At 61.7% G+C, this 20,692-nt stretch carries 19 protein-coding genes and 3 pseudogenes; 8 read left to right on the top strand and 14 right to left on the bottom strand.

Going from position 1 to position 20,692, the window contains the following annotated elements; genetic code table 11:
- Window positions 1–7 precede the first annotated feature (7 nt).
- Window positions 8–85: pseudogene (locus tag V5B44_RS03005) on the bottom strand (two-component system response regulator CreB); the annotation flags it as partial.
- A gap of 178 nt (window positions 86–263) precedes the next feature.
- Between V5B44_RS03005 and nikR the strand changes: the two are divergent.
- Entirely contained in the window at window positions 264–743 is a 480-nt protein-coding gene (gene nikR / locus V5B44_RS03000; RefSeq protein ID WP_332357616.1) for a nickel-responsive transcriptional regulator NikR, read from the top strand.
- A gap of 26 nt (window positions 744–769) precedes the next feature.
- Here the strand turns inward: nikR and V5B44_RS02995 are convergent, their stop codons facing one another.
- The 4 genes from V5B44_RS02995 to V5B44_RS02980 form a co-directional block, all read right to left on the bottom strand.
- Window positions 770–1,525 (bottom strand): energy-coupling factor ABC transporter ATP-binding protein, encoded by a 756-nt coding sequence (locus V5B44_RS02995; RefSeq protein ID WP_332357615.1) that lies wholly within the window; start codon window positions 1,523–1,525, stop codon window positions 770–772.
- Window positions 1,522–2,334, bottom strand: coding sequence for a cobalt ECF transporter T component CbiQ (cbiQ, locus tag V5B44_RS02990; RefSeq protein ID WP_332357614.1), 813 nt, complete (start codon window positions 2,332–2,334; stop codon window positions 1,522–1,524). Before cbiQ ends, V5B44_RS02995 begins: the two co-directional genes overlap by 4 nt.
- Window positions 2,335–2,345: 11 nt before the next feature.
- Window positions 2,346–3,413, bottom strand: a complete 1,068-nt coding sequence (locus tag V5B44_RS02985; RefSeq protein WP_332357613.1) for an energy-coupling factor ABC transporter permease — start codon at window positions 3,411–3,413, stop codon at window positions 2,346–2,348.
- Between the two features lie 121 nt (window positions 3,414–3,534).
- A complete protein-coding gene (locus tag V5B44_RS02980; protein WP_332357612.1) occupies window positions 3,535–4,896 on the bottom strand; it encodes a carbohydrate porin in 1,362 nt (453 codons plus the stop codon).
- 358 nt (window positions 4,897–5,254) lie between these two features.
- Here V5B44_RS02980 and V5B44_RS02975 point away from each other — a divergent pair, with 358 nt between their 5' ends.
- Window positions 5,255–6,442 carry a toll/interleukin-1 receptor domain-containing protein gene (locus V5B44_RS02975; RefSeq protein ID WP_332357611.1) on the top strand — a complete coding sequence of 396 codons (1,188 nt, stop codon included), beginning with the start codon at window positions 5,255–5,257 and terminating at the stop codon, window positions 6,440–6,442.
- A 34-nt stretch (window positions 6,443–6,476) separates the two neighbouring features.
- Here the strand turns inward: V5B44_RS02975 and V5B44_RS02970 are convergent, their stop codons facing one another.
- The 5 genes from V5B44_RS02970 to V5B44_RS02950 all read right to left on the bottom strand — a co-directional run bounded on the left by V5B44_RS02970 (window position 6,477) and on the right by V5B44_RS02950 (window position 11,284).
- A complete protein-coding gene (locus V5B44_RS02970; RefSeq protein ID WP_332357610.1) occupies window positions 6,477–7,034 on the bottom strand; it encodes a hypothetical protein in 558 nt (185 codons plus the stop codon).
- A gap of 46 nt (window positions 7,035–7,080) precedes the next feature.
- Complete coding sequence (locus V5B44_RS02965) at window positions 7,081–7,641, bottom strand: cob(I)yrinic acid a,c-diamide adenosyltransferase (RefSeq protein ID WP_332357609.1); 561 nt, start codon at window positions 7,639–7,641, stop codon at window positions 7,081–7,083.
- 188 nt (window positions 7,642–7,829) lie between these two features.
- Complete coding sequence (locus tag V5B44_RS02960; RefSeq protein ID WP_332357608.1) at window positions 7,830–8,549, bottom strand: ATP-binding cassette domain-containing protein; 720 nt, start codon at window positions 8,547–8,549, stop codon at window positions 7,830–7,832.
- Window positions 8,550–8,595: 46 nt separating this feature from the next.
- Window positions 8,596–10,245 (bottom strand): ABC transporter permease, encoded by a 1,650-nt coding sequence (locus tag V5B44_RS02955; protein ID WP_332357607.1) that lies wholly within the window; start codon window positions 10,243–10,245, stop codon window positions 8,596–8,598.
- Window positions 10,229–11,284, bottom strand: a complete 1,056-nt coding sequence (locus V5B44_RS02950) for an extracellular solute-binding protein (RefSeq protein ID WP_332357605.1) — start codon at window positions 11,282–11,284, stop codon at window positions 10,229–10,231. Before V5B44_RS02950 ends, V5B44_RS02955 begins: the two co-directional genes overlap by 17 nt.
- A gap of 551 nt (window positions 11,285–11,835) precedes the next feature.
- Here V5B44_RS02950 and V5B44_RS02945 point away from each other — a divergent pair.
- The 4 genes and pseudogenes from V5B44_RS02945 to hyi all read left to right on the top strand — a co-directional run.
- Window positions 11,836–12,015 (top strand): annotated as a pseudogene (locus V5B44_RS02945) (ISAzo13 family transposase); the annotation flags it as partial.
- 250 nt (window positions 12,016–12,265) lie between these two features.
- Window positions 12,266–13,387 (top strand): zinc-dependent alcohol dehydrogenase, encoded by a 1,122-nt coding sequence (locus V5B44_RS02940; protein ID WP_332357882.1) that lies wholly within the window; start codon window positions 12,266–12,268, stop codon window positions 13,385–13,387.
- A gap of 65 nt (window positions 13,388–13,452) precedes the next feature.
- Entirely contained in the window at window positions 13,453–14,406 is a 954-nt protein-coding gene (locus V5B44_RS02935; RefSeq protein WP_332357604.1) for a sulfotransferase domain-containing protein, read from the top strand.
- A 388-nt stretch (window positions 14,407–14,794) separates the two neighbouring features.
- On the top strand, window positions 14,795–15,595 hold the full coding sequence (hyi, locus tag V5B44_RS02930) for a hydroxypyruvate isomerase (RefSeq protein WP_332357603.1): 801 nt from the start codon (window positions 14,795–14,797) through the stop codon (window positions 15,593–15,595).
- Window positions 15,596–15,629: 34 nt separating this feature from the next.
- Here hyi and V5B44_RS02925 read toward each other — a convergent pair whose 3' ends face one another.
- Window positions 15,630–16,115 (bottom strand): bacteriohemerythrin, encoded by a 486-nt coding sequence (locus V5B44_RS02925; protein WP_287693851.1) that lies wholly within the window; start codon window positions 16,113–16,115, stop codon window positions 15,630–15,632.
- 249 nt (window positions 16,116–16,364) lie between these two features.
- On the opposite strand from V5B44_RS02925, the pseudogene V5B44_RS02920 reads away from it, so the two are divergent.
- Window positions 16,365–16,565 (top strand): annotated as a pseudogene (locus V5B44_RS02920) (MOFRL family protein); the annotation flags it as partial.
- 27 nt (window positions 16,566–16,592) lie between these two features.
- On the opposite strand, the gene aceK reads toward V5B44_RS02920, so the two are convergent.
- Window positions 16,593–18,344: a bifunctional isocitrate dehydrogenase kinase/phosphatase gene (gene aceK / locus V5B44_RS02915; protein WP_332357602.1), complete on the bottom strand. Its 1,752-nt coding sequence runs from the start codon at window positions 18,342–18,344 to the stop codon at window positions 16,593–16,595.
- 308 nt (window positions 18,345–18,652) lie between these two features.
- On the opposite strand from aceK, the gene icd reads away from it, so the two are divergent.
- Complete coding sequence (gene icd / locus V5B44_RS02910) at window positions 18,653–19,882, top strand: NADP-dependent isocitrate dehydrogenase (protein ID WP_332357601.1); 1,230 nt, start codon at window positions 18,653–18,655, stop codon at window positions 19,880–19,882.
- 122 nt (window positions 19,883–20,004) lie between these two features.
- On the opposite strand, the gene V5B44_RS02905 is transcribed toward icd, so the two are convergent.
- Window positions 20,005–20,181 carry a hypothetical protein gene (locus V5B44_RS02905; protein ID WP_332357600.1) on the bottom strand — a complete coding sequence of 59 codons (177 nt, stop codon included), beginning with the start codon at window positions 20,179–20,181 and terminating at the stop codon, window positions 20,005–20,007.
- Between the two features lie 101 nt (window positions 20,182–20,282).
- Window positions 20,283–20,633, bottom strand: a complete 351-nt coding sequence (locus V5B44_RS02900) for an RNA recognition motif domain-containing protein (protein WP_332357599.1) — start codon at window positions 20,631–20,633, stop codon at window positions 20,283–20,285.
- Between the last annotated feature and the right edge of the window lie 59 nt (window positions 20,634–20,692).

Here is a 20,692-nt window from a genome sequence, read left to right as displayed (position 1 = left end):
GCAAGGCTTTGCCGACGTAATCGTCGGCACCGAGTTCCAGACCGACGATTCGGTCCACCTCGTCGGACCTCGCAGTGAGAAAGATGGCCCCTCCGAGCGCCACCCGCTGACCGCTGCGACCTGCCCGCAGCATCGGGCAGCAAGCGCCGCGTCTGGCGGCCAAGCGGCAAAAAGAAGGACAATGGCAGCTACGACGTACGGCATGCGAATGCGGCGGGCTCCCCCGCCCGTTCGTTTTGGCGCCAGCCTGGAGGTCACCACGCATGGAACGTTTCACCATCTCGCTCGACACCCAGCTCGCCGCAGCCTTCGATGAGCTGACCCGCACCAAGGGCTATCGCAATCGTTCGGAGGCGGTACGCGACCTGCTGCGGCAGCAGCTGGGCGAGCATCAACTGCAGCGCGACGAGGCGCCAAACTGCATTGCCGCCCTCTCGTATATCTACAACCATCATGAACGCGAACTGGCGGAGCGCCTGACGACGCTACAGCACCGGCATCACGACCTCACGCTGTCGACCATGCACGCGCATCTTGACCACGACGATTGCATCGAAACGGTATTCCTGCGTGGCCCGACTCCTGCCGTACGCGACTTCGCCAACTTGCTGCTGGCCGAGCGAGGCGTGCGCCACGGCATGCTCAATCTGATACCGGCAGACATCGAGCACGGCCACCACCCGCATTCGGCAACCACCGGCGACATGCGCCAAGCGCACGTCCACAGCCGGCCGAAGACCTGACGCGACGGCGTTGCGCCCGGCGCCGGCTAGCCCGGCGGGCTGCACACCGGACAGCCCTGCAAGCCCAACGGCCTTTCCAGCTGGCCGGCAGCAAGCAGCGCCGCATCCTGCAGGATTTCCCGACTGGGGCCATCAGCGAGGATTCCCCCTTCCTTGACGACAATCGTCCGGGCACAGAGATCGAAGGCCATGTCGAGATCGTGCGTGGCAACGATGATCGTCTGTTCGAAGGTCTTCAGCAGCTCGATGAGTCGCCGCCGGGCCTGGGGATCCAGATTGGACGTCGGTTCATCCATGACCAGGATCGTCGGCGACATCGAGAGAACCGAGGCGATGGCCACCGCCCGCTTCTCTCCGCCGGAGAGCCTGTACGGCGGGCGATCCTTCAGATGAACTGCGCCGACGATGGACAACGCATGCATGACCCGGCGATCCACTTCCTCGGCCGGCAGCCCCAGGTTCAGAGGGCCAAAGGCGACATCCTCATACACCGTCGGCATGAACAGCTGATCGTCCGGATCCTGGAAGACCATCCCGACAGTTCGTCGCACATCCGGCAGGGTCCTCTTGCTCACGGGGAGATCACGAATCCGCACTGTGCCGGCCTGCGGCATCAGGCAGCCATTGAGATGCAGGAGAATCGTCGATTTCCCCGCTCCGTTGGCGCCGACAATGGCCACGGTCTCCCCGTCAGCGATGCTGAACGAAAGACCGCGCAGAGCCGGGTGGCCGTCGGGATAGGCGTACTGCAGATCCCTGACTTCGACGACGGGTTGGCTCACCGCATCAACACCATCGTCGTATCGCCCAGCCATCGAGGTACATCATGCAGCCGCATGAAGAGAAAGAGTGCCGAGCAGCCGACGAGGAAGAGGAGGTCTCGGTAGCCGAGCCTGAGCCGGCGCGCGATCCGGATTTCCCCGTCGAAGCCTCGACAGCGCATCGCGAGGTGGATGCGTTGCGCACGATCCAGCGTGCGCAACAGCAACTGTCCGATCATGAGCGAGGACACCTTCAGCTCCGTCCCACGCCCGCCAAAGGATCGAAGCGACCGAGCCCTGACCATGCGCCAGGCCTCATCGGCCAGAACGAAAATGTAGCGGTACAGGAAGAGCAGTTGCACGGTGAAGGCGATTGGCGCTCCCAGTTTTTCCAGGGCCACGCAGACTGCGTTGAAGCCGGTGCTGGCGACGAGAATGAGGGCGGCGCTGACCGTCAGGACGAAACGGAGCATGATCGAAGCAAAGGAAACCCAGCCGCCGGAGATCTCGACAGAACCGAGATGGATGAGAACGGCACGATCGAGAAGCGGGTTGAAGATGCCGATCAGGAGGGCGAACGGAGCGGCCAGCAGGACCTTTTTCACGAGGTAGCCGAGCGGCAGGTTGCCGAGAGCCACCAGAACAACAGGGTAGATGACAAAGGGAAGCAGCGCCGACAGCTCGTACTTGTTGAACGAGACGACGCAGACGATGAAGAGCAGCGTGGTGAGCACTTTGACCCGTGGGTCGAGCCGATGGACAGGCGTATCCTGATACGAAAGGGTGTCCAGGTAAGTGACGTCAAGCAGGGACGACCCGGTTTTCTCCATGAGTTGCCGGCTTATCGCTTCTGCTGGGACTTTCTCAGCCCGAGGCCGATCAGCCCGGCCAGGAGCATGGTCATCGCTGCGCCGAGCAGACCCGAAAGGGATTTCCCGGCGCTGACATCAGGCCATTCCTCCGCCTTGCCCTTGCCGGCTTCGGCCGCCGCCCCTCCCTCGCCTGACGTCGCGGTTTCTTGCTCCACCGGCCTGAAACCGTAATCCGGCAGGAAGGCGGTCTTTTCCTGTAGCCTGGCAGCCAGCGCGTAGGGACCCTGGTCGGCGGCTTCCAGCGCCTCCTTGCCGCTTGTGTGGAACATCGACCACTCGAGGCCATCCGGGTTGGCTGACGCAAACCAGGACAGTGCGCCACCGGTCACGACGGTCACCACAAGCAACCCGGCAAGAACATTGTTCATCGCAGGGCGCGCTGGCGGCCGGGGTACGGCAGCCATCTCCAGGATCTCGGGACGCGCCTTGCAAACGAAAGTCACAACGGCGGCGGTGACCAGTCCCTCAACGACCCCGATGGCGAGGTGGATGGACAGCATCAAGAACAGGAAAGTGCTGAAGGGGAGTTCCGAGATACCCGAGAACAGGGTCTGGAGAACGACGCCCAAGGCTCCCATCTGCAGAGCCAGAATCGACGATGCGACCGCCCCCACCGCGAGCCGCCGCCGGGTCGGGCGCTCGCCGGCAATCTTTCTGTAGATGAACGGGTAAGCGATGAAACAGGGAAAGAACGCGAGATTGAAGATGTTGCAGCCCAGCGCCAGCAGACCGCCATCGGCAAAAAACAGCGCCTGGACCGTGAGGACGGACGCCATGGTGAGGAAGGCAGCGTAGGGACCCAGCAAGATGCTGAGGATCATGCCGCCGCCGAGGTGACCACTCGAACCGGTACCGGGAATCGTGAAGTTGATCATCTGTACGGCAAAGATGAATGCCCCGAGGACCCCCATGAGCGGCACCATGCTGTCGTCCGCTTTCTCCTTGAGCTTCCTGGCGCCATAGGCCGTGAGACCGGCAGTGGCCGCCCACATCGCGCCACCGACGAGCGGAGAAATCAGCGCGTCTGCCATATGCATGAGACAAGCCTCCCTTGATACATTGGTGGTATGGTCGTAGCGGAACGAATCTGCAGCGGTTTCTTGCCGCCCTCGAGCGCTTGCGAGCTTGCACGCCCCGGCGAACTTGGCTCGCCGATACTCACAGGGTCAGTTGCAGGCGGACGCCTGCGACGGTCGAATCCGGCAGGTAAAAACCCGGGTTGAAGATGCGCTGGATGAGCGGCTGCACCGCCACGCCGGGCAGAACCTGCGCCTGGTAGGTCAGCTCGACGACCGTTTCGTTGTTCGACGACAGCGGAACACCGGCGTCGCTCGACAGCTGCAGCCGCCCTTGAGGGTCGGCATGGGCGCGTGTCGCGGCGAGACCAAAAGTGTCGTTCTCGCGGCCGGCGAAGGGCCCGCGGAAGCTGAGACCGGCGCTGACCGAATAGCCGAGTGTGCTGGTCCGGCCGTCGGTGAATCCGTAGCGGGCGAAGACTGTCAGGTCGCGTTGCGTTTCCGGCACGCGATAGACCGTCTGTTCCGCCAGCAGATAGGCACCCCAATGGGTCGAGGAGAGGGGTTCGCCGGCAGCATCGACGACTGACAGTTGCGGGAAACGTGGCGAGAAACGCCAGAGCCCGACGGCCAGCTTGCTGATCGGCGAATAGTCGCCATCGTCGTCAGCGCCGCCGGGCGGGTCGACGAGCAGTCCGGACTTGAGCGGACTGAAGCCGACTTCGCCAATCAGCATGCTGCCAACGCCGCGCTGCCAACTCATGTTCGGGCCGGCCGTGTCGATGCGCTCGCTCGCGATGCCACGCGTGACCGCCAGCATCGCATACCAGGCGGGATCGGGATCGAGGCGCAGACGTGCGCCATAGCTGCTGGTCGCATAGATCGATGGGCCGGCGAGACTGCCGAAGTCGGCGGCTTCGGCCGCCATCCCGAACGACGGATGGACAAAGACAGCCGACGAATCGGTGACGTAGAACTCGCTGTCGATCGGGTAGAGACCGGCACGCAGCGACGCCCGGTCATCCAGGAACGATTGCTGCAGCCAGGCCTCGAAGACGCCGCTGCGGTTAACCGGCGCCTCCAGGTTGTCGACGCCCATGAAGCTGCCGACCTTGTTCAGGTTGAATCTGCCGCCGCTGTTGCTGATCAGCGCGAGATACGCCGAACCGCCCTGCCAGCCGATCAGCTTCTCGCCATCGAGCTGCACGGCGAGGTTGAGGTTGCCCATGTAGGCCCCGCCGCGCTGCAACCCGCCGCTGTGGTTGCGCAGGTAGTCGGCGGTGTACGCCAGGTCCACCTGGACACCGGCGTCGAAGAGGCGCTGACGGGCGCCGCCCCAGTCGCCGCTGAGCGTGGATTCCGGCCAGGCGGGCGCCTCGGCGGCGACGCCAGCGGTCTCTGCCGCAGCGTCAGCCCGGACGGCACTGGCAAACCCCGACGCCAGTAGCACGGCGAGCAGCAGGGTGACTGGTCTGGCTACAGTGCCATTCCGCCGAATCAGCATTTCTTTCCCCCCTTCTGGTGACGAGGACCGGCCGGAAAACAGCGTCCTCGTCGATCAAGCGCAAGACGTCTCGCCGCGCCAGCTTACCAGGCTGGCCGTTCGGCATGGCCTTGCGCGAACACGGTTTTGCCGCCTCATCCGTGTGAACTTTAGTAAAACTATCTTACTCTGGCCCCGTTGACAAGGCCTGCCTAGCTCCCGACATGGCTTCTGTCGCCTGCGCGAGACTTTCCGGTTAATCTTCGCTCTCGTCAACCGGCCACGGTCTGGCCAGTTGGCCAACCGTTCGGCCGGCAACCGATATCGCGCTTTCCCGGCGCAACGACCCGGTTGCCGCACATCTGACGCGAGGCAAGGCATGGCCGACATCTTTCTTTCCTACCGCCGGCACGATAGCCAGAGTGCCACGGGGCGGCTCAGCGATCGCCTGGCGGCGCACTTCGGACCCGCCCGAGTGTTTCTCGACCACGAGTCGATTGCCGCCGGCGACGATTTCGCTGAAGCGATCCGACGTGCTGTCGGCACCTCGGTCGTCCTGCTCGCCATCGTCGGACCGGACTGGCTGACCGCTTGCGACGTGAACGGCAAACGCCGCCTGGACGACGAGGCGGACTTCGTCAGACTGGAGATCGAATCGGCCTTGCTCGGTGGCGTGCCGGTCATCCCGGTGCTGGTCGAGGGCGCCGTGATGCCCACGGCGGCGGCGCTGCCGCCAACGCTCGCCCGGTTCACCCGCTGTCAGGCGATGGAACTGTCGGAAACACGCTGGAACTATGACGTCGACCGTTTGATTGCCACGTTGCAGGCACGTTTTGCAATCGAATCAGAACAGGCGATTCCCGGCTCCAGCGGCGCCAGCGATGGCCGGATCAACTTCTTTGCCAGGCTGGCGCTCGATCTGCTCGAGCTGACGGCCCACCCGACGCGCCTGATCGCCAGACAGCAGACCGGGCACGCGCTTGACCACGTGCGCGCCTTCATGTTTCTGCTGTCGGTACTGGTTCTGGGAAACCTCGCTTTCCTGCTCGGCATCGGCGTCACTTCACTGGCTGAATGGATCGCTGTCGGGGTGATCCTCGGCGTCCTCACCCTGACACTGCTCACCGCCCTGCTGACGCTCGCCTGGCGACTGGTCGGCACGCGCATCGAGTTTCGCCAGGTGACGCTGATTTTCGCCTACATCTATTCGGGAAGCTGGATCGGCTTTTGCGCCGGCGCCTTGCTCGCAGCGACCGGCGTGCAACTGGTGGCGCCACAGGTGTTCACGGATTACCTGGCGATTGTTCGTACCGGCGCACCCTTGGCACAAAGAATGGCCGAGGCGCGGACCCTGCTCGAGAATGCCCTGCATGGCCCGGCCGCGGCGCTCTTCGTTTTCGCCTGTCTGGTGTGGGGTTCTGCTGTCGTCTGGACCATCGTCGCCTGGGGAGCCTTTCGCAACAGTTTCGGCTGCGGCCGCGTCAAGGCGACTCTGGCGACCGTCTTGTGGGCCGCGATGCTGCTCATCCTGATGCAGCTGGCAGCGTGGGCGGCACGCAATCTGTAGGACCGCCGAGCCAGAAGAGTGCAGCCGCCGGGGCTCAGGCTGATTCTGCCAGCCAGGCATCTCGCGGCAGGTCGGGTACCCCCGGATTGATGACAAAACGGGTCATGGCATGCGGATTCATCAGGCCGATCCCGCCTTGTGCAAGCCGATAGTTGATCACCGGGCGTTCAAAGAGACCGGTCAGGTTCATCAGCCGCTCAGCCAGGGCGGCCTTACGGACACCCTCGGCGGTGGTGTACAGGGAATAGCCGCCGACGAAGAAGAACTCTATCCGCACCTTGAAGTTGTCTCCTTCGAGGCCGCCTGCGAAGGGCTCGGTCCGCTGCTCGGGGGTCAGGGCGGTCAGCGTCAGGTTCAGCGGGCTGGGTACGTAGTCACTCAGATCGCGATCGGTTTCGATTTCCACGCAGGCAATCGCCGACGCCGAGAACACCTCCGTCTGAGCTGCCGACCCAATGATCAGCGGCTTGCCCGAGAAAAGCTGGCCGCTGCGCTTGAGGCTGTCGACTATCTGATCCATGCTGGCGTCGTCGCTCTGCGCAAAACGCCGCGCGCGGTTGGCAGTGGTAATGACTGTAATGCTGGTCGCCATGGTGACACTCCATCAAAGAGGGTGATTGCTCTCTGCAAATGCGCAGTCACGCGCTGCCACGATTCTTCCCTTGCACCCACAGCACGTCGCCGCAGCCGGCCGCCTGATTCAGCGCACGGCCCAGAACAAACAACAGATCAGACAGGCGATTCAGATACTTGCGGGCAAAATCGGAAACCGTTTCGGTACTCGCCAGGTGCACGATGCAGCGCTCGGCCCGGCGGCAGACGGTCCGGGCGAGGTGCGCGACGGCGGCGGCACGGGTACCGCCGGGCAGGATGAAGTCCTTGAGCGGCGAGAGATCAGCATTGAACTGCTCGACCAGGTCTTCGAGCCGGTTGACCTGCGCCTCGTTGATCATGCTCATTCCCGGAATGCACAACTCACCGCCGAGGTCAAAGAGGTCGTGCTGAACGCCGATAAGTGCCTGCCGGATCTGATCCGGCATGTCTTCAGTCAGCAACAGCCCGATCGTCGAGTTCAGCTCGTCAACCTGCCCCATCGTCTCGACCCGCAAGCTGTCCTTGGCGACCCTGGTGCCGTCACCCAGGCCGGTGGTACCGGCGTCGCCGGTGCGGGTCACGATTTTCGAGAGACGATTGCCCATGCCGCAATTCCTGATCAAAAAAACAGGATTATAGCTGAGCGTCCGGCAAAACTCCCTGGCGGGGAATTGTTGCGGCACAGCATTAACCGCCGGGAAGAGGGTCCGGTAGAAACAGAGCCTCTTTGGCTAACCAGCCGGGCTGTTGGCAATTTCTTTCCTGGCTTGCTGTCTGCTCGAAACACGCGTGATCAGTTGCTGCCCGCCAGCAGGAATGACCGCTCCCATTCGCCCATCTGGCCGGTGGCGATGGCCTCGTGCGAGCCGTCTGCCGTCACCGCTCCATCACGCATCAGCAGCACGCGGGCACCCAGTTCGACGGCATCTGCCGGATCGTGGGTGATGATGATCGCCCCCAGGCCGGTGGCCAGGCGGGCCTTCAGACGTACCAGCAGATCAGCGCGGGTGAGGCGATCGACATTGCCGAAGGGCTCGTCGAGCAGCAGCAGCCTGGCATCTGCGGCGAGCGCCCGGGCCAGCGAAACACGCTGCGCCTCGCCGCCGGACAGGGTGGCTACATCGCGGCCGTCCATCGCCGTCAATCCCATGTCGCGCAACACCTCGCGGGCCCGTGCCTGCCGCGTCGCCTTGTCGACCGCCCGGATGGCAAAAGCGGCATTGCCCACCGCATCGAGGTGTGAAAACAGGGTGGCATCCTGGAACGCGAGTGCCACCTCCCGGTGCTCGGGCGCCACGCGCACTTTGCCGGCGGTTGAAACCTCCTGGCCATGCAGGCGCACGCTGCCACGGGTGGGCGCATCGAAGCCGGCGATCATGCGCAGCAGGGACGTCTTGCCGCTGCCCGACGGACCCAGGATGGCGAGAATCTCCCCTGGCGCCATATTGAAGGACACCTCCGACACCACCGCCCGAGCGGCGATCACCCGCGATAGAGATCTGACTGAAAGCATGTCGCGAGTGCTCCGCAAAAAGTTCGATACAACCGTGCCAAAGCCATCACGCCCCGGCTGACTGCCCGCTGCCGGCACGCCCGGGAGCCCCGAGCCGGTCCATGCGCCAGCACAGAAGAAGCAGTGGCAGCAGCATGAGAACCTGGGTGATCAATACCCAGACCGCCGCGCGGTCCATATTCTGGTTCCGTGAGAAGGCGTAGATCTTCAGCGCTGGCGACGTATAGCCGAAAGGCTGCAGCATCAGGCTCATGTCCAGTTCCTTGAGCGACTCCATGAACACCAGCGCGCAGCCCAGCAGGAGAGCCGGCCACAGATGCCCGGCAAAGGCCACCATTCGCGCACGCACCGGCCCGGCACCAAACGTGCGTGCGACCTCGATGGTAGCCTGCGGTGTGCGCCTCAGAGCGTCGAGCACCGGCAGCATGGCGAACGGCATGAAGCGCAACGCCTCCGAGACGACGACCAGAAGGCGGCTGTCGCGCCACGAACCGAGCCACTGCGCGCCCAGCGATCCGTCCGCACTCATCATCACGAAAGCCAACGCCAACACCAGTGAAGGCAGAAAGTAGTTGCTCAGGAACAGCCAGGGCACACGCTCGGCCAGGCGTGAGCGGCCACCCGAGCGCAGCAGCAGGGCGGTGAGGGCGCAGACTGCCGCCACCACCAGCGCGGTACTCAGCGACGTGCCGGCCGCGTTGAGCATGTCGCCCGGAATGGCGGCAAAGCGGGTACGGTCCCACTTGATCCAGGCCCAGCGCACGGTGAGGGCCTCGGGGATCCAGAAGGCAGGCAGCGAGCACAGCAGGCTGAAGCCCACCAACCCCCAGGCCAAAGGCCGGGCGAGCGGCTTGCGACATGCGGCGGCGGCGGCCGGCGGAATGGGATTCTGGCTGATGATCGAAGTGGCTGCCCAGGCCGCCACAGCCACCGCGAACAGCGCCGGCACGATCATCACGACCGAGACGATCGCTGCCACCGAGGAACTCTGACTGGCCAGCCAGAGGTTATGCACGCCGACGCTCAAGGTGTCGATGCCCAGGCGCTCGGCCGCCGCATAGTCACCGATGGTCTGGGCAAGAACGATCATCAGCCCGGCCGCAACCGGCACCGCATGGGTCGGCACGTGCACGCGCAGCAGCCGCTGCCATGGGCCGAGACCCAGCGCTGCCGCCAGTTCGGAAAAAGCGCTGGGGATGCGTGCTGCAGCGACTCGAAAGATGATGAACAGGTAGGGCGAACAGGCTAGCCCGTGCTGAATGGCGAGCGCATGCCGTCCTTCAAAGAACGCCGACGAGAACATCACGGTCCACGTTCCGGCGGTCACGTAGGGCGCAAACAGCAGCGGCAACAAGGCCAGCACGGTGACCAGCCGGCGGCCGCGAAAATCGAAGCGCGACACCGCCACCGCCGGCAGCGCGCCAACGGCAAAAGCCACCACAGCGGCCTCCAGCCCCACCCACAGGCTGGTGCGCGCCTGGTGGGGCAGTGTCGTGCTGGCAAAGTGGGCCAGCCACCCGCCATCGAAGAGTACGGGCAGCGCCGCCAACAGCAGGTAGCCCGCCGGCAGCAGCGCACAGCCAGCCAGCACCAGCGTAAAGACCAGCCGTGCCAGGCCGGCAGCGCTGATGTCGGCCCACAGCCTGCTCAACCTCCCGGGCATCGGCAGGCAGGTCGCGTTAGCGTTCGGCGTCAAAGCGGATCTCGTTGACGAACCTGATGACCTCTTCCCGCTTGCCGGCCATCAAGTCGAGCGGCACAAAGTCGATCTTGAACCGACCGTCCACCAGCCCTTGCTCGGCGCCCAGCTTGACCATGAGCGGGTGCACCGCGACGTCGGGCCGCACCGAGTACTGCTTGGTACGGTCGACGATCAACTGCTGGCCTTCCTTGGAGACGATGAACTCCAGCAAGGCGAGCGCCAGGTCGCGGTTGGCAGTGGCCTTGGTGACGCCGGCCGCGGATCGCATGATGAAAGTCCCCTTGCCGGCCTGACTGGGGAAGTACACGCCAACGGCATCGGCCCAGGCCTTCTGGGTGGGCTCGGCGGCCATCATTGGGTGATAGTAGGTGTTCATCAGGGCGATGTCGCACTTGCCCTCGTAGATCGCCCTGGCCTGCTCGCGGTCATTGCCCTTGGGTGCGCGGGCCAGATTGCTGCCAATGCCCGAGATCACGGCCTTGGCCTTGGCCTCGCCGAACGAGGCAAAGAACTGCCCAAACAGCGCCAGGTTGTAGTCGTGGCTACCCGAGCGCAGGCAAATGCGGCCTTTCCACTTGGGGCTTGCCAGATCTTCGTAAGTTGACAGATCGCTGGGTTTGACCCGCGCCTTCGAGTAGAAAATGATTCGCGCCCGGTAGGCATCGACGAAGTACCGGTCGGCTGGGTCCATGAACTCCGACGGCACGGCGGCACGAATCTTGGCCGACTTGAGCGGATCAAGCAGGCCTCGCTGTGCCGCAATGTCAAGCAATTCGGCGTCCTTGGTGATCACCACGTCGGCCTCGGTGGGTCTGGATTCCAGCCTGTTCACCAGCCCCTGGTCCATGAACACGCCTTCCACCTTGGCGCCGCTGCGGGCCTCGAAGGCTTCCAGAATGGGGCGTACGACGCCCTGGTCGGTGCGGTCAGAGATGACGCGCAACACCCGCTCCTGGGCGATGGCGCTTGTCGAGGCAGCCAAGGTGAACATCAGCAGCAGGGATGCAATCGGTCGGCACTTCTGGTCAGCCACGGTTGATCTCCTAGAAAAGGTGAAAACAAGAATTTGGCAAGAACTTGCCCAGAAACTGGCGCAAGTATGATGGCGCAAGTGCGGTTCTTTGAAGGATTTGACGGAGAGAGATTCCAACACCGCCACACCGAGTATATGAGCCCCGGCCAAACAGCGTCAATCTGGCACCTGGGCTCGCAGCCCTGACGCATGACCGTACCGAATCGGACCAGTTTGCCGGAAGCCCGCGCTTTCGCCACTGGGGCAGCCAGATCGCTGGGTGCTGGCGGTAAAAGTGAGCACTGGCTGCGCGGGGGCTGCGGTGTAGTTCCAGGGCATCCCGGCCGCCGGATCCAGCGCCACCTTGGCCGAGTGGCGCAGCAGGGAAACGAGGTAGTGAAACGGCTCGATCTTGTGGAGTTCGGCCGTGGGCCACTTTCCTTCTGGTGACGGAGCAGGCGCTCGGCGAGCTCGGTCGCTTGCGACCACAGCTCCTCCGGAATCTCAGAAAATGTAAAGATCTGAGCCATAAGAGACTTGAACATTTAGGGTGACTGGCCTATGGTTTCGGCATGGAGCAACAGTTAGCCTTAGAAGCCAGGTATCAAGCGCTGTGTGGGAGGCTGGATGAGGCCGCGCTTCGCCTTTGGGCGGCGACAGAGGCACGGAGCCTGGGGCGTGGTGGCGTCAGCTTGGTCGCCAAAGCGACTGGGCTGTCGCGCACCACGATTCATGCGGGTTTGAGTGAACTGAATGCGCCGGTGTCAGCCGGGGAGCAAGGCGTGCAACTCGTATCGTTCAAGTTAGTTTTGCTTGCGTCCTTGATGAACTTCACCAGAAGGGCGTTGAGCATTTCGCTCCAGTGACCGCCGCTGTGCGTATTCTCCACGTAGTCTCGATCGCCCATACCGAGACTGGCAAAAACCAACGTTCCAGGCTTAAGGCATTGCTGACTCAGGGCAGTAAGCCAGCACCAATGGCGAGGTAGATGTTTTGACAAAGATGCTGAACGAATACCAACAGTCTGCCCTGTATTTGCAAGCTGAGCGCAGCCCCTTTCCCGGGATCGCAAATCCGCAGCCGCATCAACTTTACCGCAACCCGCAACTGGACATCAGATCCCGGCAGCTTGGCCCAATCTTCCCGGGGCATATACGCGTCCAGATGATCTATGCGGGCATATGCGGGACGGACATTCATCTCGTTAACCCGGACCTGATCACGGGTTATGTCCAGTCTTCGGCACCAGCTTATCTTCCCGATGAGGGGAGATTAATTGGTCACGAGGGGGTGGGGAAGATATTGGAAGTCGCCAGCGATGTTACCGGATTGACAGTTTGCCAATTCGTCGCGTTCGAGTCGATCCAATCTTGTCACGCTTGTGAAGCGTGTCGCCAGGGCCAATTTAATCAGTGCCTCAATTCCAAACTGATCGGGATGGAGGTAAACGGGATTTTTGGTACGGTTGTGGATATCCCTGCGATATTGGCATTCGATGTTTCGCGGTTTGGGAATTCTGATCGATCGCTCCAGGCCGCTGCCTGCCTGGAACCCGCAGGCGTTGCATTCCTGGCCTGTGCTAACGCAGCAGTTTCTGCGTCTGATCGTGTCGCCATTCTTGGTGCCGGGCCCATTGGTTTGCTCACGGTCATGCTGTGCAGACTGGCCTTTGGGGCGTCCTTCGTGTGTGTGGTTGAGCCGTCTGAATACCGCAAGAATCTTGCCCGGAAATGGGCGGATGAGAGCCTGACACCGGATCAGTTCAAAAGCGATCATGGTGTCTTTGATGTCCTAATCGATACATCTGGCGACCTTGATCTCGTTTCAGCCTCGATTACACGCCTTCGGCATAACGGGAGGGTCTGCTTGCTCGCGCGTAGCGGGCGTGCATTGGTTGTCGACAGTGTCGACCACATTATTTCAAGTAACATTTCCATAATGGGTTCTCGGGGGCACTTGGGGGGTATATATGAGCGACTCGCCGCGCTATATGAAAATGGCCGCTTGCCAATAGACGAGATTGTTACCAAAGTGATTAGCGGTCTTTCCGAATTGGCCGAACACCTGAAAACCCCCGATCTGGTTACCCAAGACAATTGCAAAGTGCTTTGCCGTTTTGATTGACGCCCACATGGCCAGAAATTCGCCATGCATGTGCATGTAATGATTTATTATCCTGGCCGAAGTGTATGGTGTACAACGTGATGTCAAATCCTTCCCTCCTCAACAAAGAATATAGAACTTGGCTTGTCGATAGCCGACGCTGGGCAGGCTATGTCCCGAAGAAAGGGGACGTCATAGTTGCCACCTACCCAAAAAGCGGTACCACATGGCTTCAGCGCATAGTTAGCCTGCTGATATTCCAGTCGTCACGGCCGATTGAGCTTGACGGGGTTTTCCCATGGTGGGAGTGCCGGACAGGTCCCTCAGTGGAGTCCTTGGCTATCGAGATCGCCCGCCAGTCCCATCGGCGATCTATCAAGACACATCTGCCACTAGATGGGTTGCCGATTTTTGACGAGGTAAAGTACATCCATGTCGCAAGGGATGGCAGGGATGTCTGCCTCTCCTACCATAACCATTGTTTGGCGCACACAGATCGGTCACTCGATGCGATGAACAGAGTCGGCGCTCAGGACTTGACGCTGCAACGCCCTTATCCTGAGATTCCGAAGGATCCAGCCGAGTTCTTCCATAACTGGCTTACGCGTGGTGCTATTGATGGCCAGGAAGACGGTTCCCCTTTTCTCTCATATTTTGCTTTCGAAAAAACTTATGCGTCAGCTTCGCACCGGGATAACTTGCTGTTTATTCATTATGCTGACCTAAAGCAGAACCTCATTGAGGAAATGGCCAGAATAGCCGATTTCATGGAGGTGTTGGTTGACCGTGCAATTCTTGCGAAACTGGCTGATAGCGCCAGCTTTGAGAAAATGCGCGAAGAGGGCATGGCATTGATTCCACGGACCGCCAAACTGTTCCGGGGGGAAGCCGAGAGGCTGTTTTACAAAGGTCGAATCGGGGAGTGGAGAGGCTTGTTCAAGCAAGAAGACCTGGAACTGTTTGAGAAAAAACTCGGAGCATTGCCAAAGGAATATGCAGCCTGGCTGATTGCAGGACGTAGTGGATTGCCCCTGAAATAGCAAAGCCTGAGCCTCAGTGCGCGTCCGTTCGCTCTCAAGGGAGCGAACTCCCTGTTTCTGATCGGTGCTAACGGTCATTGCAGTGGCGGCCGCCCCGGATGATGAAAGAAGATGCGGGTTGGGAAGCGGCGGGTAGGGGTCGCGCAATATTTTGGCGGTTCGACCCCGCAAGCTAACGTGACCCGCTGAACCAACTCGTACCCCGGATTCCTGCCATCAAGCGCACACATTAAGGCGGGGATGAAGGACCGGTTCGACGTTCTGGATGTATCATGGTCCTGGATGCGCGGGACTGCCTGATAGCACTGACCGAGCAGACGGTTGCCCGCTGAAGGGATTACATGCTGCGACTGAAGAACACGAAGACGGCCCAGCTGAAGGATTGCGCATGCCCGCCCCGCCTCTGAATCTGAGCGCCAACCTGAGCTTCCTGTTCACCGACGTCGCCTTTCCGGATCGCTTCGCGCGCGCGGCCGGCGCGGGTTTCCGCGGCGTCGAGTGCATGTTTCCCTACGCCTGCGACCGCGACGATCTGGTCCGGCTGCTGCGTGAGAACCGTTTGGTGCAGGTTCTGCATAACCTGCCGGCAGGCGACTGGGAAGGTGGCGAGCGCGGCATCGCCTGCCTGCCCGGGCGAGAGGCCGAGTTCCGCGAGGGCGTCGAACAGGCCATCGACTACGCCCGCACGCTCGGCTGCAGGCAACTGAACTGCCTTGCCGGCGTACGCCCTGCGGGCGTCCCGGAGGGCGAAATCCGGGCGACCTTCAAGGCCAACCTCCGGCATGCGGCTCAGCGCCTGGCAGCCAACGGCATCCGGCTGCTGATCGAGCCGATCAACAGCCGGGTCGACGTCCCCGGCTTCTGGCTGGATACGCCGGCGAAGGCCCTGTCCCTGCTGGCCGAGATGGCCGAGACCAACCTCTGGCTGCAGTACGACATCTACCATGCGCAGATCATGGAAGGCGATCTGGCGCGCACCATCGAGACCCACATCGCCCGCATTGCGCACTTCCAGCTGGCCGACAATCCGGGACGGCATGAACCGGGAACAGGCGAGATCAACTACCCCTTCCTGTTCGCCCTGCTCGCCCGTCTGGGTTACCATGGCTGGCTGGGGTGTGAGTACCGACCGTCGCTGGCCGATACCGAGAGCGGCCTGGGCTGGGCGAGGGACTGGCTGAAGCGCTAAGCAGCCGGCCAGGAACGGCCCGCTGAGCCCGGGCTTACCAGAACTTCCACCACCATTTTTTCTTCTTCATCGTACGTTCAACGTCCTTGCTCCAGTGCGCGTACGCGGCCAGGCCCACCTTGTCGAAGTGCGCGCCAAAACGCTTGTCGCTGTCGTTGATGTGCTGGATGAGCCAGTTGCGAAGGAAATGCAGCAACTCAAAACTGATCGCAACGTCTTCCTTGGTGAGCTTGTGCTGCAGCGCCTCGACCTGGTGCATCAAGTCCTGATGCTGTTGCTTGTGGATCTCGAGACCTGGGTAGTGCGTCAGACGCATCAGGCTCTCTTCGAGCAGAAAGTGCGTCCGTGTATATTCCGCCAGACGGTTGAGGATTTCCCTTGAGGTCGCCTTGCCGTGGTGCTCGCGAATCGCCTGGTGCAACTCGTTGAGCAGGCCGACGAGCACCTTGTGCTGCTCGTCGATTTCCTGGATGTTGACGCTGAACTCATCGGACCACTGGATCAGATCTGCTGCACTCATGAGCTGTCCTCAGGAACTGGTTATCTTGGACACTCAAGCGTACGCAGACGGCAGCGTGACGTTTTGATATCGATCAACAATTCGCAACGCGAAGGAGAGGGTCCTCGCCTGACGACGCGGAAGTCCGCTTCCTGAAGAGCCTGTGCGCGGCCGCGACGGCCGCTGCTGCCCGGCCCGTTACCGTCCGCCTCACCTGCCCGGCGAGCGCACCGGGCGGATGCTGGTCGTCGGCGCTGGCAAGGCATCGGCGGCATCGACGGCTCGGAAGACAACGCCGGCGCCGTGATCGGTCCGCAGACGCTGCCGCGGGCGGCCGCGCTGGGGCTGAATGCGCGCGCCGCACTGCTCGACAACGACGCCTACGGTTTCTTCTCGGCGATCGACAGCCTGCTGGTCACCGGACCGACGCTGACCAACGTCAATGACTTCCACACCATTCTGGTGAGCTGAAGAAAGAGCCCTGGCAAGGCCGCCACCTCAGCTGCCGGCAAACGCCCTGCAGAAACGCAGATCTTCGGGGTAGGGAAAGAAATCCTCGACGTGTCCGGCGCGGATATTGTCCTGCGCGGTCTGCCAGAACTTCACGTTGAGCAGCGCCCGATGGTACTTGAGGAAGGCCGAGCGCACCTTCGGCGAGCCCAGCAGGAAGCTGGCAAACTCCTCCGGAAAGACATCGTGCCGGCCCACCGAATACCAGGGCTCGCCCGACATCTCCATTTCCGGGTACGGCGCTTCCGGGATGACGCGAAAGTGGGTGTCCGTCATGTACTCGATTTCGTCGTAGTCATAGAACACGACCCGGTTGTAGCGGGTGACGCCGAAGTTCTTCCACAGCATGTCGCCCGGAAAAATGTTGGCGCAGGCCAGTTCCTTGATGGCGTTGCCGTATTCGAGCACGGCGTGGTCGATCTGCTCCGGCGTCGCCGAGTCGAGATAGAGGTTGAGTGGCGTCAGGCGACGTTCGATGTAGAGGTGCTTGATCACCAGATCGTCCCCCTCTTCCTCAAGCAGCGATGGCGCCAGGGTATGCAGCGCTTCAAGGAGTTCAGCCGAGAAGCGCTTGCGGGGCAGCGCCACCTGCGAGAACTCAAGCGTGTCCGCCATGCGGCCGACCCGGTCGACCTGCTTCACCAGCAGGTATTTCCGCTTGACCGTTGCCCGGTCCATTTCCTTCGAAGCACCGAAGACATCCTTGATCAGCTTGAAAACGTAGGGATAGGATGGCAGCGTGAATACCAGCATGACCAGACCGGCGATCCCCGGGGCAATGATGAACTGATCCTCGGAATGGCGAAGGTGCTGCTTGAGGTCACGGAAGAACAGCGTCTTGCCCTGCTTGCCAAGACCCAGCATGGTGTACAGCTCTGATGTCGGCTTGTTCGGCATGATGCTGCGCAGGAAGTCGACGTAGCCCGAAGGCACTTCCATATCGACCATGAAGTAGGCACGCGACAGCGAGAACAGCACGCTGATCAGCCAGCGGTCGAGCAGGATCGTGTCGAGCACCAGCTTGCCTTCCGGCGTGTGCAGCACGGCGATGGCAAAGGGAACTTCGTCGTGGCCGTTGATCGCCTTGCCAAAAACGTAGGCCCCCTTGTTGCGGTAGAAAGCCGAGTGCAGAACCTGGATCTGGGCGTTGGCCTCGGCTGCTGGCCACTTGCCAACCCGCCTTTCCGCCGTGCGCATGACGTAATCCACGTCCCGGTCGAGATCCTCGAAGCGGCGTTGCCAGTCGAAATCGACGACGATCTGCCGGATCGTGTTGCGCAGGCCGCGCTGCGCTGGGTAGTAGCTGCGGTAGGTCGGCGGGTAAGACTGGATGTAGGCGGTCGATACGGCTGGACGGGCAAAGATATAGTCGTTGTTGAAGTACGTCCGGTGCAGGATCTTCGAGCAAACCGAGTTGAAAAAGGTCTCGGCGAGTTCAGGCTGCTTGTGGTTGATCAGTTGCCCGATGTAGAACAGCTTGAGCTGCTGCCAGGTCGCATCGTCGAGCGAAGCGGCAGCGAAGTTGGCGCACAACAGCTCGGCGGTTTCGCTGACCCTTTCGTCGTAGGAACGGATGCGCTCACGCACGGCGTCATGGACACCCCTCCAGTCAGCCGCCTCGAACAGCAGCTTCGCTTGCTGGCCATAGGACCGAATCAGTCGATAGTGCCGATTGAAGCCATCGATCATCGCCTCGGCAATGCGTTGGGCAAGCACGTTTGCAACAGTCGAAATATCCATGGAGCAAGCCTGATGGTCTGGGGTGGCAGGATTGTAGCATTCGGCCTGCCGCACCGCAGCAAGCCACAGCGGCCTTTTCCAGGCAGCCATTCGAGACCCTTGCGCGGTACTGAATGTGCTGGCAGCCCGCCTGTATTTGCGACATAATTACGCGTGGTGCCGCAGGCGAATTTGCTTCAGACAGATCCCTCGTGCCCACGAATGCAGCATCGTCCGATCTGCAGCTTCCGAGCGACCGCCGTGAGCGGCAAGGCACCGGTGCTGGCACCCGAATCGGATACCACCAAACCACACTATATGGAGTTGGCATGAGCGCAAGTCTGATCAAAGTCCCGCAAGGCGGCCAGAAAATCGTTCCGGGGCAAACCATCCCGGATAACCCGATCATCCCGTTCATCGAAGGTGACGGTATCGGTATCGACATTACACCGGTGATGATCAAGGTCGTCGACGCCGCGGTTGCCAAGGCCTACGGAGGCGCCAGGAAGATTCACTGGATGGAAGTCTATGCCGGCGAAAAATCCACGCAGATGTACGGTTCAGACGTGTGGCTGTCGGCCGAAACGCTCGACACGCTGAAGGAATACTCGGTTTCGATCAAAGGGCCAATGACGACGCCGGTCGGTGGTGGCATCCGTTCGTTGAATGTCGCCCTGCGTCAGGAACTCGATCTCTACCAGTGCGTCCGTCCGATCCAGTACTTCCGTGGCGTACCCTCGCCGCTCAAGGACCCGTCAAAAACCAACATGGTGATCTTCCGCGAGAACACCGAGGACATCTACGCCGGCATCGAGTGGGAAGCTGGTTCCGACGGTTGCAACAAGGTCATCAAGTTCCTGCAGGACGAAATGGGGGTCAAGAAGATTCGTTTCCCGGCCACCTCCGGCATCGGCATCAAGCCGATTTCGAAGGACGGCACCGAGCGCCTGGTGCGGGCCGCGATCAAGTACGCAATCGCCAACAAGCGCCGCTCGGTGACCATCGTGCACAAGGGCAACATCATGAAGTTCACCGAGGGTGCCTTCCGTGACTGGTCCTACGCGCTGGCCAAGAACGAATTTGGTGGCGTCGAGATCGACGGCGGACCGTGGCTCAAGCTGCCGAACGGCATCGTCATCAAGGACTCGATCGCCGACGCCTTCCTGCAGCAGATCCTGCTGCGTCCCGCGGAATACGACGTGATCTGCACGACCAACCTCAACGGCGACTACATCTCCGACGCGCTGGCAGCACAGGTCGGTGGTATCGGGATCGCGCCCGGCGCCAACATCTCGGACCTCTACGCCTGCTTCGAAGCGACCCACGGAACCGCACCGAAGTACGCCGGCCTCGACAAGGTCAATCCCGGTTCGCTGATCCTCTCGGCCGAGATGATGCTGCGTCACCTGGGCTGGATCGAAGCCGCCGACCTGATCGTCTCGTCCATGGAAGCGGCGATCGGTGACAAGGTCGTGACCTACGACTTCGCGCGTCTGATGGAAGGCGCGACCGAGGTGTCCTGCTCCGAGTTCGGCGACGCAATGATCGCCCGCATGTAGGCAGGCGCGTCACCTGGAGAACTGAAAAAGCCCCCGCAAGGGGGCTTTTTGTTGCAGGAAGTCGATGACCTTACATCTCGGGCGTCGTACCCACCGGCACGACGCCCGATCTGTCGTCTCACTCAGCTGTTCGTGCCCGGGTTTTCCGCTTCAGGTAACTCCGGGCCGCCAACCGAGTCTGCCGAACCACTGTCCGGCGCATTCTTCGCCGCGAGGTCGCGCAGGCGCTTCTCCTCCTGCTTCCTTTTTTTCTCAAGCTCTCGCTGACGCTTTTCGAACTGATAGTTTGGTTTTACCAAGTTATGTCCTCTCATTGCCGCAGCAGCGGCCAAACCGGTTGGGGGTTCGCAGGGGTCGCATCATTCAGGCAAGCGTCGCGGGATGCCGGCCACCGCTCACATCAATAGCGGCCGCGACCGCCACCACCACCACCGCCACCGCCACCAGGGCCACTACGACGGGGACCGCCAAAGCCGCCACCACCACCACCACCACTTCGGCCTTCCTGCGGCCGGGCTTCGTTCACGGTCAGGCTGCGGCCATCCAGGCTCTTGCCGGCAAGTGCGCCAATGGCCGCTTGCGCCTCCTGATCGGAGCCCATTTCGACAAAACCGAAGCCCTTCGAGCGTCCGGTTTCGCGGTCGGTGATCACTTGCGCGGAGACGACGGTACCGTGCGCGGCGAACATCTGTTCGAGCTCGCTCTTGCCGACGGTGTAAGCGAGGTTGCCAATGTAAAGCTTCTTGCCCAATTTGAGTGCTCCAGTGTAAGGATGTGAAAGGCGTTGCGTCGATCAGAATAGCAACCGGA

This window comes from Candidatus Accumulibacter necessarius (assembly GCF_036625085.1).
This window is presented reverse-complemented; position numbering and strand designations above follow the sequence as displayed.

What these genes read in the sequence shown, in the direction of transcription:
- nikR (WP_332357616.1), top strand. Translation starts at nt 264, where the DNA reads ATGGAACGTTTCACCATCTCGCTCGACACCCAGCTCGCCGCAGCCTTC.
- cbiQ (WP_332357614.1), bottom strand. Translation starts at nt 2,334, where the DNA reads ATGGAGAAAACCGGGTCGTCCCTGCTTGACGTCACTTACCTGGACACC.
- V5B44_RS02985 (WP_332357613.1), bottom strand. Translation starts at nt 3,413, where the DNA reads ATGCATATGGCAGACGCGCTGATTTCTCCGCTCGTCGGTGGCGCGATG.
- V5B44_RS02980 (WP_332357612.1), bottom strand. Translation starts at nt 4,896, where the DNA reads ATGCTGATTCGGCGGAATGGCACTGTAGCCAGACCAGTCACCCTGCTG.
- V5B44_RS02975 (WP_332357611.1), top strand. Translation starts at nt 5,255, where the DNA reads ATGGCCGACATCTTTCTTTCCTACCGCCGGCACGATAGCCAGAGTGCC.
- V5B44_RS02970 (WP_332357610.1), bottom strand. Translation starts at nt 7,034, where the DNA reads ATGGCGACCAGCATTACAGTCATTACCACTGCCAACCGCGCGCGGCGT.
- V5B44_RS02965 (WP_332357609.1), bottom strand. Translation starts at nt 7,641, where the DNA reads ATGGGCAATCGTCTCTCGAAAATCGTGACCCGCACCGGCGACGCCGGT.
- V5B44_RS02960 (WP_332357608.1), bottom strand. Translation starts at nt 8,549, where the DNA reads ATGCTTTCAGTCAGATCTCTATCGCGGGTGATCGCCGCTCGGGCGGTG.
- V5B44_RS02940 (WP_332357882.1), top strand. Translation starts at nt 12,266, where the DNA reads ATGCTGAACGAATACCAACAGTCTGCCCTGTATTTGCAAGCTGAGCGC.
- V5B44_RS02935 (WP_332357604.1), top strand. Translation starts at nt 13,453, where the DNA reads ATGGTGTACAACGTGATGTCAAATCCTTCCCTCCTCAACAAAGAATAT.
- hyi (WP_332357603.1), top strand. Translation starts at nt 14,795, where the DNA reads ATGCCCGCCCCGCCTCTGAATCTGAGCGCCAACCTGAGCTTCCTGTTC.
- V5B44_RS02925 (WP_287693851.1), bottom strand. Translation starts at nt 16,115, where the DNA reads ATGAGTGCAGCAGATCTGATCCAGTGGTCCGATGAGTTCAGCGTCAAC.
- aceK (WP_332357602.1), bottom strand. Translation starts at nt 18,344, where the DNA reads ATGGATATTTCGACTGTTGCAAACGTGCTTGCCCAACGCATTGCCGAG.
- icd (WP_332357601.1), top strand. Translation starts at nt 18,653, where the DNA reads ATGAGCGCAAGTCTGATCAAAGTCCCGCAAGGCGGCCAGAAAATCGTT.